General features: G+C 51.9%; 11 protein-coding genes. 3 read left to right on the forward strand and 8 right to left on the reverse strand.

The annotated features are described in order from the left end of the window. Positions 1-16 precede the first annotated feature (16 nt). The 6 genes from METMA_RS0120110 to METMA_RS0120135 all read right to left on the reverse strand — a co-directional run bounded on the left by METMA_RS0120110 (position 17) and on the right by METMA_RS0120135 (position 8,336). Complete coding sequence (locus tag METMA_RS0120110; RefSeq protein WP_020160914.1) at positions 17-1,123, reverse strand: Rieske 2Fe-2S domain-containing protein; 1,107 nt, start codon at positions 1,121-1,123, stop codon at positions 17-19. Positions 1,124-1,145: 22 nt separating this feature from the next. Next, positions 1,146-2,174, reverse strand: coding sequence for an NAD-dependent epimerase/dehydratase family protein (locus METMA_RS0120115; RefSeq protein ID WP_020160915.1), 1,029 nt, complete (start codon positions 2,172-2,174; stop codon positions 1,146-1,148). Between the two features lie 156 nt (positions 2,175-2,330). Then, complete coding sequence (locus tag METMA_RS0120120; protein WP_020160916.1) at positions 2,331-3,725, reverse strand: FAD-dependent monooxygenase; 1,395 nt, start codon at positions 3,723-3,725, stop codon at positions 2,331-2,333. A gap of 42 nt (positions 3,726-3,767) precedes the next feature. Then, positions 3,768-6,014, reverse strand: a complete 2,247-nt coding sequence (locus tag METMA_RS0120125) for a terpene cyclase/mutase family protein (RefSeq protein WP_020160917.1) — start codon at positions 6,012-6,014, stop codon at positions 3,768-3,770. A 78-nt stretch (positions 6,015-6,092) separates the two neighbouring features. Further along, positions 6,093-6,695, reverse strand: a complete 603-nt coding sequence (locus METMA_RS0120130) for a hypothetical protein (protein ID WP_020160918.1) — start codon at positions 6,693-6,695, stop codon at positions 6,093-6,095. 9 nt (positions 6,696-6,704) lie between these two features. Then, complete coding sequence (locus METMA_RS0120135) at positions 6,705-8,336, reverse strand: cytochrome P450 (protein WP_020160919.1); 1,632 nt, start codon at positions 8,334-8,336, stop codon at positions 6,705-6,707. Between the two features lie 702 nt (positions 8,337-9,038). Here METMA_RS0120135 and METMA_RS25195 point away from each other — a divergent pair. The 3 genes from METMA_RS25195 (at position 9,039) to METMA_RS0120150 (ending at position 15,180) form a co-directional block, all read left to right on the forward strand. Beyond that, the gene (locus METMA_RS25195; RefSeq protein ID WP_036252538.1) at positions 9,039-10,148 is read left to right on the forward strand and encodes an efflux RND transporter periplasmic adaptor subunit; all 1,110 of its coding nucleotides are present in this window, start codon (positions 9,039-9,041) and stop codon (positions 10,146-10,148) included. Positions 10,149-10,167: 19 nt separating this feature from the next. Continuing rightward, positions 10,168-13,326: an efflux RND transporter permease subunit gene (locus METMA_RS0120145; protein ID WP_020160921.1), complete on the forward strand. Its 3,159-nt coding sequence runs from the start codon at positions 10,168-10,170 to the stop codon at positions 13,324-13,326. Positions 13,327-13,743: 417 nt separating this feature from the next. Next, positions 13,744-15,180, forward strand: a complete 1,437-nt coding sequence (locus tag METMA_RS0120150; protein ID WP_027147497.1) for an efflux transporter outer membrane subunit — start codon at positions 13,744-13,746, stop codon at positions 15,178-15,180. A 128-nt stretch (positions 15,181-15,308) separates the two neighbouring features. Here METMA_RS0120150 and METMA_RS0120155 read toward each other — a convergent pair whose 3' ends face one another. Together METMA_RS0120155 and METMA_RS27600 are read right to left on the reverse strand one after the other, a co-directional pair. Continuing rightward, entirely contained in the window at positions 15,309-16,304 is a 996-nt protein-coding gene (locus METMA_RS0120155; RefSeq protein ID WP_020160923.1) for an OmpA family protein, read from the reverse strand. Next, complete coding sequence (locus METMA_RS27600; protein WP_198014553.1) at positions 16,301-16,618, reverse strand: hypothetical protein; 318 nt, start codon at positions 16,616-16,618, stop codon at positions 16,301-16,303. Before METMA_RS27600 ends, METMA_RS0120155 begins: the two co-directional genes overlap by 4 nt. Positions 16,619-16,650: the final 32 nt, after the last annotated feature.

The raw sequence follows: 16,650 nt of genomic DNA on the forward strand, positions 1-16,650 counted from the left end.
CAAGAGGTTCCGTTAATCAATCCGCGCAAGCGACCCGCGCCGCTTCCTTCCTGGCCAGATGCTCCTCCCACTTGCGCGCGGTCAGCCGCTGGAACATCGGAACCACGGGGTTGAGTTCGATAGGCGGGGCATCCCAGCAGGCTTCGTAGCCTAACAGCTCAGCTTCCAGGGCAACGCCGTCTTCTTCGAGTATGGGCTTGAACACCAGGGGCTTGGCGATATTCAATACCAGCTGGGTCAACCACTTCGGGGTTTTCATGGCAATCAGCGGAATTTTCAGGGCATCGAAATAAAACAGGAAAAATACCCGGGTATTCCGCTCGTCGATCGGCAGCATGAACGACCAGTTCTTGATACTGTCGCCCGTATTGGTCCATTGATAAGGATATTCGTAGCATAATTCGATGGAACGGGTATTGACCCGGTTGCGGTCCACGAAAATCCCGGAAATCCGGCCGCCGGCCATATAGGCGTCATAAGTCAGATAAACCCTGTTGTCATCGGCCTCGTGATGGGTCAATTTGGCATCGATGAAGGGCTTGTATTTGCGGTGCAGGAAGGCATGGGAGAAATCGCAGATATTGTCCATCACCATCGAATGATGGGTGCGCCAGGTCAGGTCCGAGACAAAGTTGGCCCACGGGTTGTCCCCGTCGAGTTCGGGAATGGCCGGAATCTCGCGCTCGCCAGCCAGTTCCGGATCGCCGGGGAATAGCCAGATAAGGCCATAGCGGACTTGCACGGGATAAGTCCGCAGTTGTCTTTTGATCAGCGGTTTGCCGAAGCTGTCGTGGGAGTAGTCCTCCAGCCAGCCCTCCCTGTTGAAGGACCAGCCGTGATAGGCGCAACGCAGACTGCACTTGTCCACCATGCCATGGCTGAGTTTAAGCTGGCGATGCGGACAGCGGTTTTGCACCGCCGCGAGTTCGCCGTCCGCGCCGCGGTACAGGGCGATGGAGGTGTTCCAGAAGATCACTTCTTTCACCTGGCCTTTTTTAACCGCGCTGTCGTATTCCACCACATACCAGCGATCTGGGTCCATTCCGGCGGCACGAGCCTTTTGCCGCGCGTTCCTGGCTTCTGCAAAAGCGGGAGGCGCTGAAAGTGTCTGCTCATTGTTCATGATTGGGGGCTCCGGTTCGTGGTTAAGTGGATTGTTTACTTGCCGGGACAATCAATCCTCGGCGCACGAAATCTTCATAGGCTTCCTGCACTGCCTGGGACAATTGGCCGGGCCGGTAGCCTAATTCCTGTTTCGCCTTGTCATGGTCGGCCCGCCGCCGCATCTGGAGCAGGCGCACCGCACCCGGCGTGAAACGCCGGGGCAGGTTGGGGAAGGCCCGGTACCAGGTCTTGTCCGCGACTTCGGCCAGGGCCGACATCAGCCACGGCGACAGTCGCAGCCGCGGCGGCGGGCGGCCGGTGACTTCCCGAAACAGCGCCATCAGGTCGTCGACGCTGGCGTAGGCGGTGCTGAAAATGTACTTCTGCCCGGATCGTCCATGGCGCATGGCCAATACATGGCCTTCGGCGATATCGCGGCCGGATACCCATTCGAAGCCGCCGGGAATGTAAGCGCGCAGAGCGCCGTGAGCGTAATCGATGAGTACGCGGCCCATGCGCGAAGGCTCGTAATCGTGAGGACCGATGATGGCGCAGGAGGTCGCGACTACCACATTGAGGCCATTGGCGTGGGCCTTGAGGCACTCATGCTCGGTGAGGTGCTTGGTAAAGCCGTAGGGCAAATGGCGATCGAAGGGATAGAACGGCATGTTCTCGTGGCTGGAGCGGCCGGGCTCGTAGCCGGTGGCGCTCAGCGAACCCGACACCACCACCTTGTCGATGCTATGGCGCTCGGCCGACTGGAGAATATGGATAGTCCCGCGGACGTTGGTCTCATATACTTCGCGTTTATGGGCCGCATTACCTTGAATGGTCGAAACCAGCGCGGCGCAATGATAAACGCGGGCGCACCCGCGCATGGCGGCGGCTACCGCTTCGCTATCGCGCAGGTCGGCATAAACACGCTCCACGTCGAGCCCGTTCAGCGCTCCGTTTTCGCGTTCCGAATGCAGCATCACCCGTACTTGCTCACCTTGTTCGAGCAGGCGGCGAACCAGGTTGGCGCCAAGGTGTCCGGTAGCGCCTGTGACAAGTGTTATGCCAGTGTTCATCGCATTAATCCGGGATAGTGCCGCCCAGGACTAAAACGGGAGATCCGGTCCAGGCGCGTGAAGATCATGGATGTTGTTTTAAATTCTGTCCGGCAAATCATTATATTAATTTCACTGAGTTATTCCACGCTTAACAGTTAGCCCTGATAGAGCTGTTCAAGGCCTTTGAACAGGGGTGCCATAGCCGAAATAAGCCAGGGATTTAATTTTTCCGAGATAATGATAAAAAAACGCCACTGACGAAACCTCGTTTATCATCAAAGGCTTGATAATGGAAATCGCATCCGAAAGCAGTTTGATTGCCTTGGGAAAATTCAAAATATTGTCACGTACTAAATTGTATGCACCGAATACCGCCAAAAAACAGAATTGCTTTATCAGGGAATAATGTTTCCTGTTCAGGCCGGCCAATACGGCAATCGATTCCTGCGCATTGGCGCCGCCGCACTGCAGGTATTTGAATACAGCCCTTTTAAGCAAATCGTTGGACATCACCGCGTACAGCGCGTTGGCAAGAATATTGAGATTGGCGTTTGCCTCCTGTCTGTCGCGGTAATAGGCTTCGATTTTCTCGTGAATCAAATCGGCATTATTGAAATCAGGCATAGCCAGTAAATGCGCGCTCAATATCTGGATATCCGAGAACACCGCGGTCAGGCCGCCGCCCGTTAAAGGATGGCGCATGTTAAGCGCATCGCCCAGCATCACCGCGCCTTTCCGGATGATGGGTTTTGCCGCCATGTAATGGTTGGGCATGACTTTGAATCCGCCTTCCTGCAGGGCCAGGTTATAGCTGCCGAGCATGCCGGCGGGAATGTAAGGCGTTACATTGGTATCGAGATGTTGCTGGAGCAACTGCTTTCTAGGCAGCTGTTCGCCCGGAAAATCGATCAACAGCCTGATTTCATGGCTGGAAATCGGATAACAAATGAACGGCGTCGGTCCCGATAAAAACACATGGCCATGTTTTGGAAAAGGCATCTCGCAGTCTTTTAGTATCAAGCCGATAAAATAAGACGTGACGGTTTTTTCATTATTGCTGAGATGCACTCTGAAATTTGAGAAGAATCCATCACTGGTAATGGTTAAGGGAGCATGAATGGACTTTATTCGGGAGGTAAGCGAATCCCGGTAACTGACGCCGATAATCTCATGCCGTTCGTTTTCCAGCAGTTGCAATGCCTTGCCCTGTATTTGCGTAACCGAGGCATTGTTCAGCGCGGAGGCTCTTATTTGCTGCAAAAACCGGCCGTTATGCAAGCCCATTCCCTTGTAGGGGGGCGGATAAGGAATAGTGGTTTTTTCCTCGCCCTGCAGCAGGGCGTAACCTTCAACCGGCTGTGCATCGAACCCTTCCAGTAAATGCCCGAGGCCCATTTGCTCCAGCGACTGAACGGCGCCGGGCTGCAGCAATTCCCCGACGATGCGTTTTTTCTCTTCGTAAGACGGATCGATTAATGCGATCCTGATGTCTTTGGGCGCCAGATAAGCCGCGATGGTGGCACCCGCCATGCCAGCGCCGATAATGCAAATGTCGAACTCTGACTTCATACTGAGCCCCTGGATAAGAGTGCTTTTAGCAGGTTGAATGTATTATTTTCGCTGGACATACTGTTTACAATATCGGTTCAGTGCCCAGACAGGAAAAATATTCCTGTAATTAGCGTAAGTTATCATGCAGTTGTAATTAAAAACTCCGGAAATGCTTTCCTGCGGCCAATCGCCTATATTGGTTTGTCTGTTCAACAACAGAGTGATTCCTGACTCGATCACCTTTCTGTCGCCAAAATCAGCCGCCATAAGGGCCAGCAAGGCCCAGGCGGTATTAACCACTTGAGACTTCGCCGCTTCGGTATAAACCAGTTTGGAACACGATTCGAACGTTTCGCCCCAGCCGCCATCGGCTTTTTGCTTGCCGGCCAAAAAGCCGCAGGCTATGTTGATTCTGTCCGTTAAAATCGCATCGTCATGATAGCCCTTGCCCCTGGCCTTGCTGATCGCTTCCACGCCAAACCAGGTCGCGTAGGTAAAGCAGACCGCCCAGCCGCCATACCAGGAACCGTCCGCTTTTTGTTGCTTCAGGATGAAATCCAGTCCCGCGCCGATCGCTTTGCGTATTTCGCTGTTTTTAAAGTCAGGATAGGTTTCCTGAATTTCCAGCAAGGAAAGCACACAGGCCGCGGTGCATTCCGTCCATGAATAATCAATCATGATGTCGGCAAACACTTCGGAAGGATTGAGCTTTTCCAGCCATTTGGGCGCTCGCGTCAATTCATAAGTGGCCCAGCCGCCATCGGAATTCTGATAAGAAAGAATAATATCGACCGCCTGTTTGATGCGCATTACATCAATCGCTGGATGAACCAGACCTGAATGATGCACCGCCAGCGCGGCACTTAAGCCTTCCGCCGTGCAATCGGCAACCGGCCAGCCATTGTCAGGCGTTGAAAAAGGCCAGCTGCCGATCATCGGATGACGGAAAAATTCGGCATGCGTCGGGTGTTCGGCCTTGATCTGCGACTGATCGATAAACCGATAGCTATTGGCAATCGTCGCCGGAAACAGTTTGCCCAGGTCGCTTTCCAGCATGGCGCGGGTTGCAAACGCGGTATCCCATAGCTGCGAGCCGTTGTAGCCATTCATTTTCATGCCGTCTTCCGCAACCCACAAATAATCGTACCAGCGCGCGGTATGCTTTTTGAATTGCGTTGAATCCTTGCCGTAGGCATGCCAGATGCAAATGGAATTAATGGCTTGGTTGACAGGGCCGATGTTGATGTAGTTGGTCTGCTCGTCCTCGGCATTGAGGTATTTTAGAATGTAGTCGGTGGATTTTTTTCTTAACCAGGCGCATTTGAATTGTTCATAACTATTGGTGAAAAAATTCATCCACTTCAGTATCGGAGACAGCGTGGTGTAGCGGTCCTTTTCGCATACGGCATCGCGTTGTTTCGGCCAGTCGATGGCGGCGAAATCCTGGTTATAAAGCTCCTCTCTCAAGGACAGGATCAGTTCATTTTCGGGTGCTTTGATGCGCTGCGCATAGCAATAGGCCATCGGCAAATAGACCATGCGGGTGTGGCACCAGTAACGCCAGGGATGGACGGGCAGCCATTTGGGAAACAGCCACATTTCAGGAAACAGGCTGTTAAAGCCCTGCCAGTCATAACAATTCAAAACCGCCAGATAAAACTTGCCCCAGGAGGGAATGCCGGTTGCGCCGCCGTTGTTTTTGATCCAGGCCCTGGCCTTGATCAGCTGCTGATGATCTTTATCCACGCCCAACAGGCGCAGCGACACATATTGCATGACGGTGCCGAATAGGGTCGATTGACCTTCGATATGCATGCCCCAGCCGGCGTCCTGGTTTTGATGATTGAATAAATACAGCTTCATCATTTCCCGATGCGCTCTGGGAAAGGGTGTGCCGGAAATATAAGAGGCGATCAGCAGGCCAGGCAACAGAAACAGCGGTCCACCGTAATCCCCCGGCCAATGTCCGTCTTCGCTTTGCAGGTAGGAATAGTAGTTAATGCCTTTGATCAGCGCATCGATGACTTTTTGCTCTTCGGGATTGCTCGATTGCGGAATCGGGCCGCTAAATTCCCGGAACTTCGCGTTAATGGCGGTGTTTCTGAAAACCTGGTCGCCGGAATTGGGATTGCCGGATTTATCAAACTGAAAATCCTCGGCAAATCGGGCGATGTCTTCGTCCGAGATGTCATCGACATTGTGTAAATGCTCTTCGATATCCTTTGAGCGGGGCTTGAAGGCCCAGATTTGCCGTCCTTTTTCAGTAAGCAGATGCCAGTTCTTCCAACTAGGTTTTACATGCAGCATAGATTCTTTTGAGGTCCCTTTGAGCTTGATTGAGCGGTAAATGCCGAGGTAGAACGGATGGCATCCATATTTTTTAACTTATTGATTGAACAAAGCAATACGTACCATTACCAACAGGCCTTTCAGTCTTTTCAACAGGCCGGGTGGATTGCGCAAACGCTCATGGCCGGGCAACAATTGACCTTTGGCCAGTTTGCCTATTTTCCTTTTTACGGCGGGATCAAGCTTGCCGTCGGCGGCCAGTTCAAAAAACAGGGCTTTCACATTGCCCAAATCAAAAAAATCCCGTTGCCATTCCCACTGAAAATTGCCGCCATAGCGAAACCAGGAGCCGCCGATGCCGGCTACTTCATAATGCGTGCCGTCTTCTCGCAACGCGGGAGATACCTGGCGCCACAAGCCTATCACTTCGCCCTGTTTTTCATCGATCAAAATGCGATGGTATGGGTAGCGCCATTGCTCAAAGCCTTCCATTTGCACGCCTAAAGCCCATTCTTCAATCTCTTTGCGGCTGCGTGCGACAAATTCTTCATTAGGTCCGATATTCCAGCGGTACTCGGCGGTCTCGGTATACATCCTGCCCAGGTGTTTGGGCCAGTTACCCTCTTTTTCCGCGTCACGATTGGCCTGCAGCCAACGTTCAACCATTTCTTCAAGTTCTGCCCGAGGATATGCGGCCATTGTGTATCCCTATTTCAATTCAATTTTAATTGCCCGGGTCGGGCAATATTTTTCGGCTTGCCGGGCTTTGCTCAACAAATCCAGCGGCGGGTTTTCCTGTAAAACGCTGACATTGCCCGCATCGTCCACATGAAAAAGATCAGGCGCTTCAGCCATGCAGGTGGCATGGCCCTGGCAAAGCTCTCTGTCGATGTTTATCTGAAATTTCGCGACAGTCTGAATGCTTTCCTGCACGGTATTTGCCGTTGCCCCGGTCGCGGTTTCTGTAATTGCCGTACGTTTGACATATCGGACCCGGCAAGGCGAGACCGGCTGCACCACCATTTGGGTGAAGTCATCCTGATAGCTGTCTTTGTCGTCGACCAGTTCGAAAGTATACCGCCGTAACAGAATGCTGAAAATGGCTTTGAGCTGCAGCATGGCAAAAGCGTTGCCGCTGCACTTGTGCTTGCCGCCGCCGAAGGCAATCCAGCTGAACGGCCTGGCATCTTCCTGGCGCGTTTGTGAATAGCGGTCAGGATCAAATTTTTCCGGGTCCGGGTACACAGCCGCGATGCGGTGCGACACGCGCGGCGAAGCGCAAACGTATTTTCCGGCCTTGACCGTGTAATCCTTAAAATGAAAGTCCTGCATCACTTTGCGAATTAAAAATATCAACGGCGGATGCAGGCGCAACACTTCTTTAATCACATTTTCCAGTACCGGAATTTCCCGCAGCGATTGAAAAGTGACTTCGCCATCGGCGCCGAAGTGGGCGTCGAGCTCATTCAGCACCCGATCCAGCTGTTCCGGCCGGCGGGCCAGTTCCAGCAAGGTCCAGGCGGCGGTGCCCGCCGTGGTGTGATGCCCCGCGAACAGGGTGCCGATTAACATGCCCGTTATTTCATGCGCCGACAGGCGGCCGCCGTCGTCATAGGTGGCGTCAATCAGCATTTGAAACGCATCTTCGCTTTTTTCCGGTTTCCGGGCTCTTTTGGCAATGATGCCGGTGACTAATTCCTGCAGTCGCGCGCGCGCTTTATCCCGGCGCCGAAACACGGGCAAGGGCAGATAGGGGAAAACGAAGGCCAGAGGATTCACGCCTTTTTCAAGATCATGATAAATCCCGGCAAATTCCTCGTTCAGTTCATAACGGAATTCATCGCCCAGCAGGCAGTGGCTGGACGTGTAAATGGTGAGTTCCTTCATAAACTCAAGCAGATCGATCTCGCCGGTATCGCCCCAGCCGGCAATCATTTGCTCGACTTCCCGGACGATCACCTGGGCATAGCCGCGCATCGGCTTGTCGCGCAATACGGGCATCAGCATCTTGAGTTGTTGGTCTTTTTTATGCGGCGGCGCGTCGAAAACCACGCCCTTGCCGAAAATAGGGGTCATGATTTTATAGGCCTGACTTTGATCCAGCTGGGCGTCGGGCGCGCGAAAAAAGGCTTCATTCGCTTCAGGGCCGGTCATCAGCACCATTTTTTGATGAAACATACGGAATTCACCGATTTCCCCCAGCTGATTCCTGAGTCTCATCATGTAGTCGAAGGGGTTTTTGCCAAATTCAAGCATATGCCCCAACAGCGGCAGGGCACCCGGCATTCTGGGGGGCGCTTTGCCGGAAGAAACGGCTTTTTCGGTGTTCGTCGTAGTCATACTCGATCTTGTTATATTTGTGTATTAAGGAACGCCGGTTATAAATTCCACGTTCCCCACCGCGCATTAGCCTTCTGACCGCAGCAATAGACACATAAAAGCGGCCAATTATGACATACCCGGGGATTTCCGGGATAGCAAAGTAGGATTTTTTAATAAAATAGAACGTCTTGCCGGCAATTCCTATCGATATTGCTGAAGCCGCGTTCATCATTAAATGCCGAAAACCATCATTGCCAGGGCAGGCGGAGAGGGCTGGGTCAATAGGGAGTTAAAGGGGCGAAACCGTTGATGCGCTTTGCCTTCAATTGCCGCAAAAAGCCACACTTGTTCGGGAGCTAAAATGCCCAAGACGAGTTAACTAATGGAAATATAACGTTATTTGTATTTTGTCAACTTTGACAGAGCGTTTGAAATTGATTAAGGTAAAAAGTCGTTCCATTTTTTACAAGGCTATCAACCCGGTTTAAGTGTTTGTACCCGTTTGCTGATAATCGCGTAATTTCCTGCGCAGCATTCTGTTTTCCAATTAAACATGTATTAATTGGAAGAAGTGAAGGCGGCATTCAATGAACAGATCAGAAATCTTGTTACACATCAAATTTTGTCTGTTGGAAAAATCCTTACCCGTACCTATGTCCGTATGAAGCATGATCAGAAAATTATCCTCATACGCTGAAATTTAATTGACCTGATTACAAAATGAAAAAGAGCCAAATACTGTTTCTTGCGTTGTGCTTAACCATGGCATCCTGCACTCCACCAAAAGAAACCGAGACTGTCGATACTTACGAGGTTATACAGCCCATCGTAAAAGACACTACCTACAGTAACGAATATGTCGCCGATATTCAGTCGGTGAAGTATGTCGAGGTGAGAAGCAAGGTTAAAGGTTATATTGAAAAAATTCATGCGGATGAAGGCCAGCCGGTAAAGAAAGGGCAATTGCTGTTTACGCTTAACGCCCTGGACTTTGAGAAAGAAGTGCAAAAGGCTGATGCCGTTTACAAGAAGGCCGTGGCGGACTTGAAGGCAGCCCGGGTTGATTTGAAAAACGTAAGGCTGCTGGTGGATAAAGACATTGTGTCCGGGACGGAGCTTGAGGTAACAAAAGCAAAAGTGGATGCATTAAAAGCCGAAGTGGCAGAGGCTCTGGCCAACAAAGAACAGGCTGCCTTACAGCTTTCATATACGCAAATAAGAGCGCCTTACCAAGGCATTATCAACCGTATTCCGAAAAAAGTCGGCAGTTTGATAGCGGAAGGCGATATGTTGACCTCCATATCCGACAGCCGGGAAGTCTTCGCCTATTTCAACCTGTCGGAAACCGAATATCTAAACTACATCACCGCTGAAGGGAAAAAAGCAAAAACCGTTGATTTAAGACTCGCCAATAATGTGCTCTACGGCTACCAGGGAAGAATAGAAACCATTGAAAGCGAGTTCGACCGGGCTACGGGCAATATCGCTTTCAGGGCAAGATTTCCCAATCCGAATGGAATTTTAAAGCATGGGGCCAGTGGCAAGGTCATCATAAACAAGGAGATGAGAAATGCTTTGCTGGTGCCACAAAAGTCAACGTTTGAAATACAGGACAAACTTTATGTTTTCGCGGTGGACCGGGAGGGTGTGCTTGAGCAAAGAAATATCATTCCCAAAATGCGGTTTGATGATTTTTATGTCGTAAAGTCCGGTTTGTCGAAAGACGAAAAGATACTGTACGAGGGCGTCGGCAATGTCAGGGATGGCAACAAAATACGCTTTATTCGTGTTGATTTGGAAGAAAACATGGTGTTAAGCCGGAGAGATTAACCCAGCGACAATTATCATTATGACTGCAAAATTCATTCATCGTCCGGTATTGTCCATCGTCATATCGATTCTTATTACGTTGATGGGCTTGTTGTCCTTAACTCAACTGCCTGTCACTCAATTTCCCGATATTGCACCGCCGGAAGTCAATGTGACGACAAAATTTACCGGCGCCAATGCGGAAGTCGTCGTCAAAGCCGTCATAACGCCGCTTGAGCGCGCGATCAATGGCGTGCCCGGCATGGCTTATATGTCGTCTGTTTCCGGCAACGACGGCAGCGGCGAAATCCAGATTATTTTCAAAGCGGGCGTCGACCCGGAAGTGGCCTCGGTCAATGTTCAGAACAGAGTGTCCTCGGTATTGGATGAGTTGCCCGCCGAAGCGATCAAGGCGGGGGTCATTGTCGAGAAAGTGCAAAACAGCATGCTGTTGTATATCAACCTGCTCAGTTCCGATCCGCAGCTGGATGAAAAATTTCTCTACAATTTTACCGATATTAATGTTTTAAAAGAACTCAAGCGGATAGAAGGGGTCGGTTTCGCCGAAATATTGGGCTCAAGGGAATACTCCATGCGCGTTTGGCTCAGACCCGACAAGATGATGATGTACAACATCTCGGCCGCTGAAATCATTGAAAAACTGAAGGCGCAAAACGTGGAGGCCGCTCCCGGCAAGATAGGGGAAAGCTCCGGTAAAAAGGCGCAGGCACTGCAATACGTTTTAAAATACACCGGCAAGCACAGTACCCGGGAAGCGTATGAAAACATCGTGATAAGCGGCAAGAACGATGGTGAAATTCTGCGGCTTAAGGATGTGGCCGAGATCGAATTCGATTCCCAGGATTACGATGTGCTTTCCAAGGAAAACGGCCAGCCCTCCGCCGCCATTTTGTTAAAGCAGCGTCCGGGCAGCAATGCCAAGGAGGTGATCGACAATATCAAGACTACCATGGCCGAGATTAAGGCGAACTCCTTCCCGCCGGGCATGGACTATACCCTGAGCTATGATGTGTCCGAGTTTTTGGACGCTTCCATCCATGAAGTCATTAAAACCCTGGCAGAAGCCTTCGTGCTGGTGGCCCTGGTGGTGTTTATCTTTCTGCAGGATTTCCGTTCCACCATCATCCCCATCCTGGCCGTGCCGGTTTCACTGATCGGCACTTTTTTCTTCATGCAGTTAATGGGTTTTTCGCTTAACCTCATCACCCTGTTTGCCCTGGTGCTTGCCATTGGTATCGTCGTGGACAATGCCATTGTGGTCATTGAAGCCGTGCATGCCAAGATGGAGCATTCGGGCATGGGAGCCCGCAAGGCAACCGAGCAAGCCATGCGGGAAATCAGCGGGGCGATTATCGCCATTACCCTGGTGATGTCGGCGGTTTTCTTGCCGGTGGCCTTCATGGACGGCCCCACGGGCGTTTTTTACCGGCAGTTTTCCCTGACCATGGCCTGTTCCATTGTCCTCTCGGGCATCACCGCGCTCACGCTGACGCCCGCGCTTTGCGCCTTGTTCCTTAAGAATATGCATAACGACAAACAGGCTAAAAAGTCGTTACTGCAAAAATTCTTCGGGCGCTTTAACAGTGGCTACGACAAACTGTCCGGCAACTACAGGAAGCTGATCGGAGCTATCGCTAACAGGCGTTTGATCACGTTCGGCATATTGATCGCATTCTCCATAGGCTCCGGCTTGATCGGCCGGATCGTGCCTTCGGGGTTTATTCCCGAGGAAGATCAAGGCACTATTTACGCCAATATCACCGCACCATCGGGAGCGACCCTTGAGCGCACCGAGAAAGTGTCGGATGAAGTGCAGCGTATCGCATCGCGATTGCAAAGCGTCAATTCGGTGTCAAGCCTGGCCGGGTTCAGTCTGCTCTCGGAAGGCACCGGCGCCGTGTATGGCATGAATCTGATCAGCTTGAAAAACTGGGATAAAAGAACGGTTTCAGATAAGGACGTTATCCGAACGCTTGAAGACAAAACCCGGCATATCAAGGACGCCAGCATCGAATTTTTCACGCCTCCGCCGGTGCCCGGTTATGGCAACTCCAGCGGCTTTGAAATGCGCTTGCTGGACAAAACCGGTTCGGCTGACCTAGCGAGGCTGCAGACAGTGGCCGAATCCTTTGTGGCGGAACTCAACAAGCGGCCCGAGATAGAGAATGCATTCACCACTTTCAATGCGCGTTTTCCGCAATTTTTGCTGCATATCGATGGCGATAAGGCCGCTCAGAAAGGCATCACCGCCGAGAATGCCATGAGCACGCTTCAAACGCTCATCGGCAGCCAATACGCGACCAACTTTATCCGCTTCGGCCAGATGTATAAAGTCATGGTGCAGGCGTTGCCGGAATACCGCGCCCAGCCTGACGACCTGATGAAGCTGTATATCAAAAATGATGCAGGGGAAATGGTGCCTTTTTCTTCTTTTCTCTGGACTGAAAAAGTCTATGGTCCGGAGCAGGTGACACGCTATAACATGTACACCTCGGCCATGGTCAACGGGCAGCCGGCAAAAGGCTACAGCAGCGGACAGGCTATCGCCGCAATCAAGGACGTTGCCGCGCAAAAGCTGCCGAAGGGTTTTGGCTATGATTGGGCCGGGTCATCCCGGGATCAGGCGCGGGCCGGCAACCAGGCTATTTACATTTTCCTGATTTCCCTGGTGTTCGTATACCTGCTGCTGGCGGCGCAGTATGAAAGCTTCCTGCTGCCCATGCCGGTGATTCTGTCTCTGCCGATGGGCATCTTCGGCGCCTTGTTCTTACTGATGGTCATGGGGCTGGAAAATAATATCTATGCGCAAATCGCGATGATTATGCTGATCGGCATTCTCGGCAAAAACGCCATTCTGATCATCGAATATGCCGTCATGAAGCACCGGCTGGGAAAAACGCCGTTTGAAGCGGCCGTTGAAGGCGCCGCGCTGCGTTTGCGGCCTATTCTGATGACCTCCTTTGCGTTTGTTGCCGGGCTTATTCCACTCATGTTCGCTTCCGGCGCGGGAAAAATAGGCAACAATACCATCGGCTCGGCAGCCGCGGGGGGCATGATTTTCGGCACAATTTTCGGGGTCATCGTCATCCCCGGTTTATATGTGGTGTTTGCGAAAATCGCGGACAAGCGCAAACGTAACGGAAGGAAGGAAGAAATTGCGTTATCTGAAACTATTTGACTGATTACGCAGTGAGTCGAATTCAAATGGATTTCAAACGCATCGTTAACCGGGCTTTCAGGCCACGCAGCAAGAGAGGATAAAAGTTGCGCTGCCTGCCACCTCAAACGAGGGGAGCAAAATCGCCCGTGCCTAGAGCAATCAGCCGTTACCCGAAAACAACGGCTGTTGTAAAAATTGACTATTGTTATTGACAGGCCTGCCTGAAAAATACAGTAGGGTACGCAGTGCATACCTTCTCCAGCGGTTCCGGTGAAAGTCATCCCAAAAGGTACGCGATGCGTACCCTACCGGATTTATGAAAATCTCTGACGCCCTATCGGTCAGTGAATGGCTTGTTTTTCATGGCGACGCATGTCTGAAGGTAATGTTTCCGACTAATGAATAAAAGCTCTAATATCTACTACGTAAGAGTAAATGAAGAATCAAATTTTTAACTCCCTGATCTTGTCGTCTTTGGCGATGACCTTCAGTGGATGCTCGACACTCGATACCCACTTGTCCATTCCGGAAAAGGCAATGCCGGCAAGTTTCCAGGATCAAAAAAGCAGCACAACCACGAGCATTGCAAACATCGACTGGCGCCAATACTTTGCCGATCCGCATCTGGTAAAGCTGATCGATACCGCCGTCAGCAACAATCTCGATTTGCAAATGGCCTTGCAGCGCATTGAAGTATCGCGCTCAAGCGTGAAACTGGCCAACGGCGCGCTGCTGCCGAAAGTGGATTTGAATATAGGCGGCAGTGTGCGCAAATTCGGGCTTTACACCATGGACGGGGCAGGTAACGCTTCCACCGAAATCACGCCCGGCCAAATCGTGCCCGAACACTTGCCCGATATTTATCTGGGTCTGCAGGCATCCTGGGAAGTCGATATCTGGGGCAAGCTGCGAAACCAGCGCAAGTCAGCGATTTCGGAATATCTGGCAAGCATTGAAGGAACCAACTTCGTCATTTCAAATCTGGTGGCCGATGTGGCGATTTACTATAACAAATTGCTGGCCCTGGACAATGAGCTGGACATCATCAGGCAGACCATACAGAAACAGCAGGAAGCGCTGGAGGTCATAAAGCTGCAGAAACAAGCGGGCAGGGCGAATGAGCTGGCGGTACAGCAATTCAACGCGCAGCTGCTCAATACGCGGATTTTGGCCCAAAAAGTGCGGCAACAAATCACGGAAGCCGAAAACCAGCTAAATTTCCTGCTGGGGCGTTATCCCCAGCCCATTGAACGGTCGAAAGAGCTTTTGTTCAAGGTGGTTCCCAAACAAATTGCATCCGGCGTGCCTTCGCAATTGCTGGCGAACCGCCCCGACATTCGCGCGGCGGAGTTTCAGATTCAGGCAAGCAAATTTGATTTGAAAGCGGCGAAGGCGGCTTTTTTCCCGAATTTCAATATCACCGCGACTTTGGGCTTCCAGGCATTCAACCCCGAATTTTTATTTGCGTCGCCGGCCTCGCTTGCCTATTCCGTCATGGGAACCCTGATTGCGCCGCTGATCAACAGGAATGCGTTGAAAGCGCGGTTCAATACGGCAAAGGCCAATCAGTTGAGCGCCATGTACAACTATCAGAAAACCATTCTGAACGGTTATGTCGAAGTGGTTAACGAACTTTCAAAAATCGAGAATTTGCGGCAAGTGCACGCCCTGAAAAAGCAACAAAGCGAGGTCTTGAAAAAGTCCGTTGCAACCTCCAACGAACTCTATAAAACCGCCAGGGCAAACTACCTGGAGATTCTGATTGCCCAGCAAAGCGCCCTGCAGGCCAATCTCGAACTGATCAATGTCATCAAGCGCGAACGCATAGCGGCGATCAATATTTACAAGGCATTAGGCGGCGGATGGACATAATGGCGGCAGTCAGTCAGCAGGAGGCGCAGTGAACCGGAGCGTATGGTCATAAGCATGGAATCGCAGGTGCGAATTCATTCGCACTGGAACCCGCACCTGCATAGAAGAATCATCGCATGCCTACATCATCAATTGCCGGTGTAGCGTTCGACAATCTCCACACGCCGGTTTTTTGCACGGCCCTGTTCCGTCCGGTTAGAAGCGACAGGTGCCACCATGCCGGCTCCCGCCGGTGTCAGACGCTGACTGTCGATGCCATGCTCCGATACGAGCGTGTTTACGACGGCCTGGGCCCGGCGCTGGGAAAGGGACAAATTATAGTCGAATGCGCCTTTGCCGTCCGTGTGCCCTACAATCAACAGTTGCATACCGGGATTCCCGGCCAAGAGCGCGGCCAATTGTTTAATCTGGGGCGCTGACTCCGGCTTAATCTCCGCCTGATCGAAGTCGAAGTAGATGCCGTAGATGGCAATCCGGCCGTCGCGCTCCAAAGCCTGCTGCATTTCGCTGGACTCGACGACCGAGATCTTGTCGGCTTCCATCGGCTTTGATTCAACGACGGTCACGGCGACATGCGGCGTCAAGGGGCGGTTTTTGGTCGCTTTTGTTTCGACCCCGAGCATGCCGACGGTAACCCGGCTGTCCGCTCCCGCTTTCTCCGCCAGCAGGTAGACGCTCGTGTCCCAGGTTGTGGGCAGGCCGATTTGTCCCTTTCCGGCCGTCCAGAAGGTCGAAGCCGCCCGGGCCGGCGAGCATTCATTCGCGCCCTTGCAGAAAAAGCGGATCTCGAAACCCTTCGAACGCAATGCCGCTTCGTAGTTACGCATGACTTCCAGGACCGAGCGATCTCCCGGTCCCTCATATCTGATCGACGTAAGCTTCCCGGACAGGTCCACCTGCCATGCCTCGGGCTTGTCCTTTTCGCCGCGTTCCAGCGCTTTGCCCGGCAGCTTCAATTCTTCGTAGGCTTTGGTCTCGTAGAAGTTGATGTGCGATCCTTCATAACGTCCGACCAGGGGATGATCGCCGGAACCGGCCAGATCGGCCTCCTGCGCTTGCGATACGCGGCCTGACAGGGCGGAAGCGGCCAGGAGCAAAAATAAAATTCTCAACGGCAGTTTCATGCGTTTGCCTCCCTTTGTTCGTTTCCAGCGAAAAGCAGCGTCCCAGTCACAGGATGTACTGACGACGGGAGGCGCAACGTTCGAAAGCGATGCGCTTCACTGCGTCGCCTAGAGCGCCTACTTTTGGTCAGCGATCCTATGCAAGATTCCAGTTTCAGGGAGTCGTCTTTAGCCAAATGCTTGATGGCCGGTTCCGTCCCTTGAACGACATGCATGCCTGAATGCCGTTTGATGAGTTCAGGTCTGTTTTGCAGGTGGTTGCGGAAGTTTTTCAGTTTGCTAACGGTTTTATCCAGAATGAGCATTGCATTCATAATGCCAGGTTCCTTTTCCATATTCGCATGAG

The organism is Methylobacter marinus A45, from assembly GCF_000383855.1.
GTDB lineage: Bacteria > Pseudomonadota > Gammaproteobacteria > Methylococcales > Methylomonadaceae > Methylobacter > Methylobacter marinus.

Excerpts from the sequence above, each read along its gene's own strand:
- METMA_RS0120115 (WP_020160915.1), bottom strand. The coding sequence starts at position 2,174 with ATGAACACTGGCATAACACTTGTCACAGGCGCTACCGGACACCTTGGC.
- METMA_RS0120145 (WP_020160921.1), top strand. The coding sequence starts at position 10,168 with ATGACTGCAAAATTCATTCATCGTCCGGTATTGTCCATCGTCATATCG.
- METMA_RS0120155 (WP_020160923.1), bottom strand. The coding sequence starts at position 16,304 with ATGAAACTGCCGTTGAGAATTTTATTTTTGCTCCTGGCCGCTTCCGCC.
- METMA_RS25195 (WP_036252538.1), top strand. The coding sequence starts at position 9,039 with ATGAAAAAGAGCCAAATACTGTTTCTTGCGTTGTGCTTAACCATGGCA.
- METMA_RS0120120 (WP_020160916.1), bottom strand. The coding sequence starts at position 3,725 with ATGAAGTCAGAGTTCGACATTTGCATTATCGGCGCTGGCATGGCGGGT.
- METMA_RS0120125 (WP_020160917.1), bottom strand. The coding sequence starts at position 6,014 with ATGCTGCATGTAAAACCTAGTTGGAAGAACTGGCATCTGCTTACTGAA.
- METMA_RS27600 (WP_198014553.1), bottom strand. The coding sequence starts at position 16,618 with ATGAATGCAATGCTCATTCTGGATAAAACCGTTAGCAAACTGAAAAAC.
- METMA_RS0120150 (WP_027147497.1), top strand. The coding sequence starts at position 13,744 with ATGAAGAATCAAATTTTTAACTCCCTGATCTTGTCGTCTTTGGCGATG.
- METMA_RS0120130 (WP_020160918.1), bottom strand. The coding sequence starts at position 6,695 with ATGGCCGCATATCCTCGGGCAGAACTTGAAGAAATGGTTGAACGTTGG.
- METMA_RS0120110 (WP_020160914.1), bottom strand. The coding sequence starts at position 1,123 with ATGAACAATGAGCAGACACTTTCAGCGCCTCCCGCTTTTGCAGAAGCC.
- METMA_RS0120135 (WP_020160919.1), bottom strand. The coding sequence starts at position 8,336 with ATGACTACGACGAACACCGAAAAAGCCGTTTCTTCCGGCAAAGCGCCC.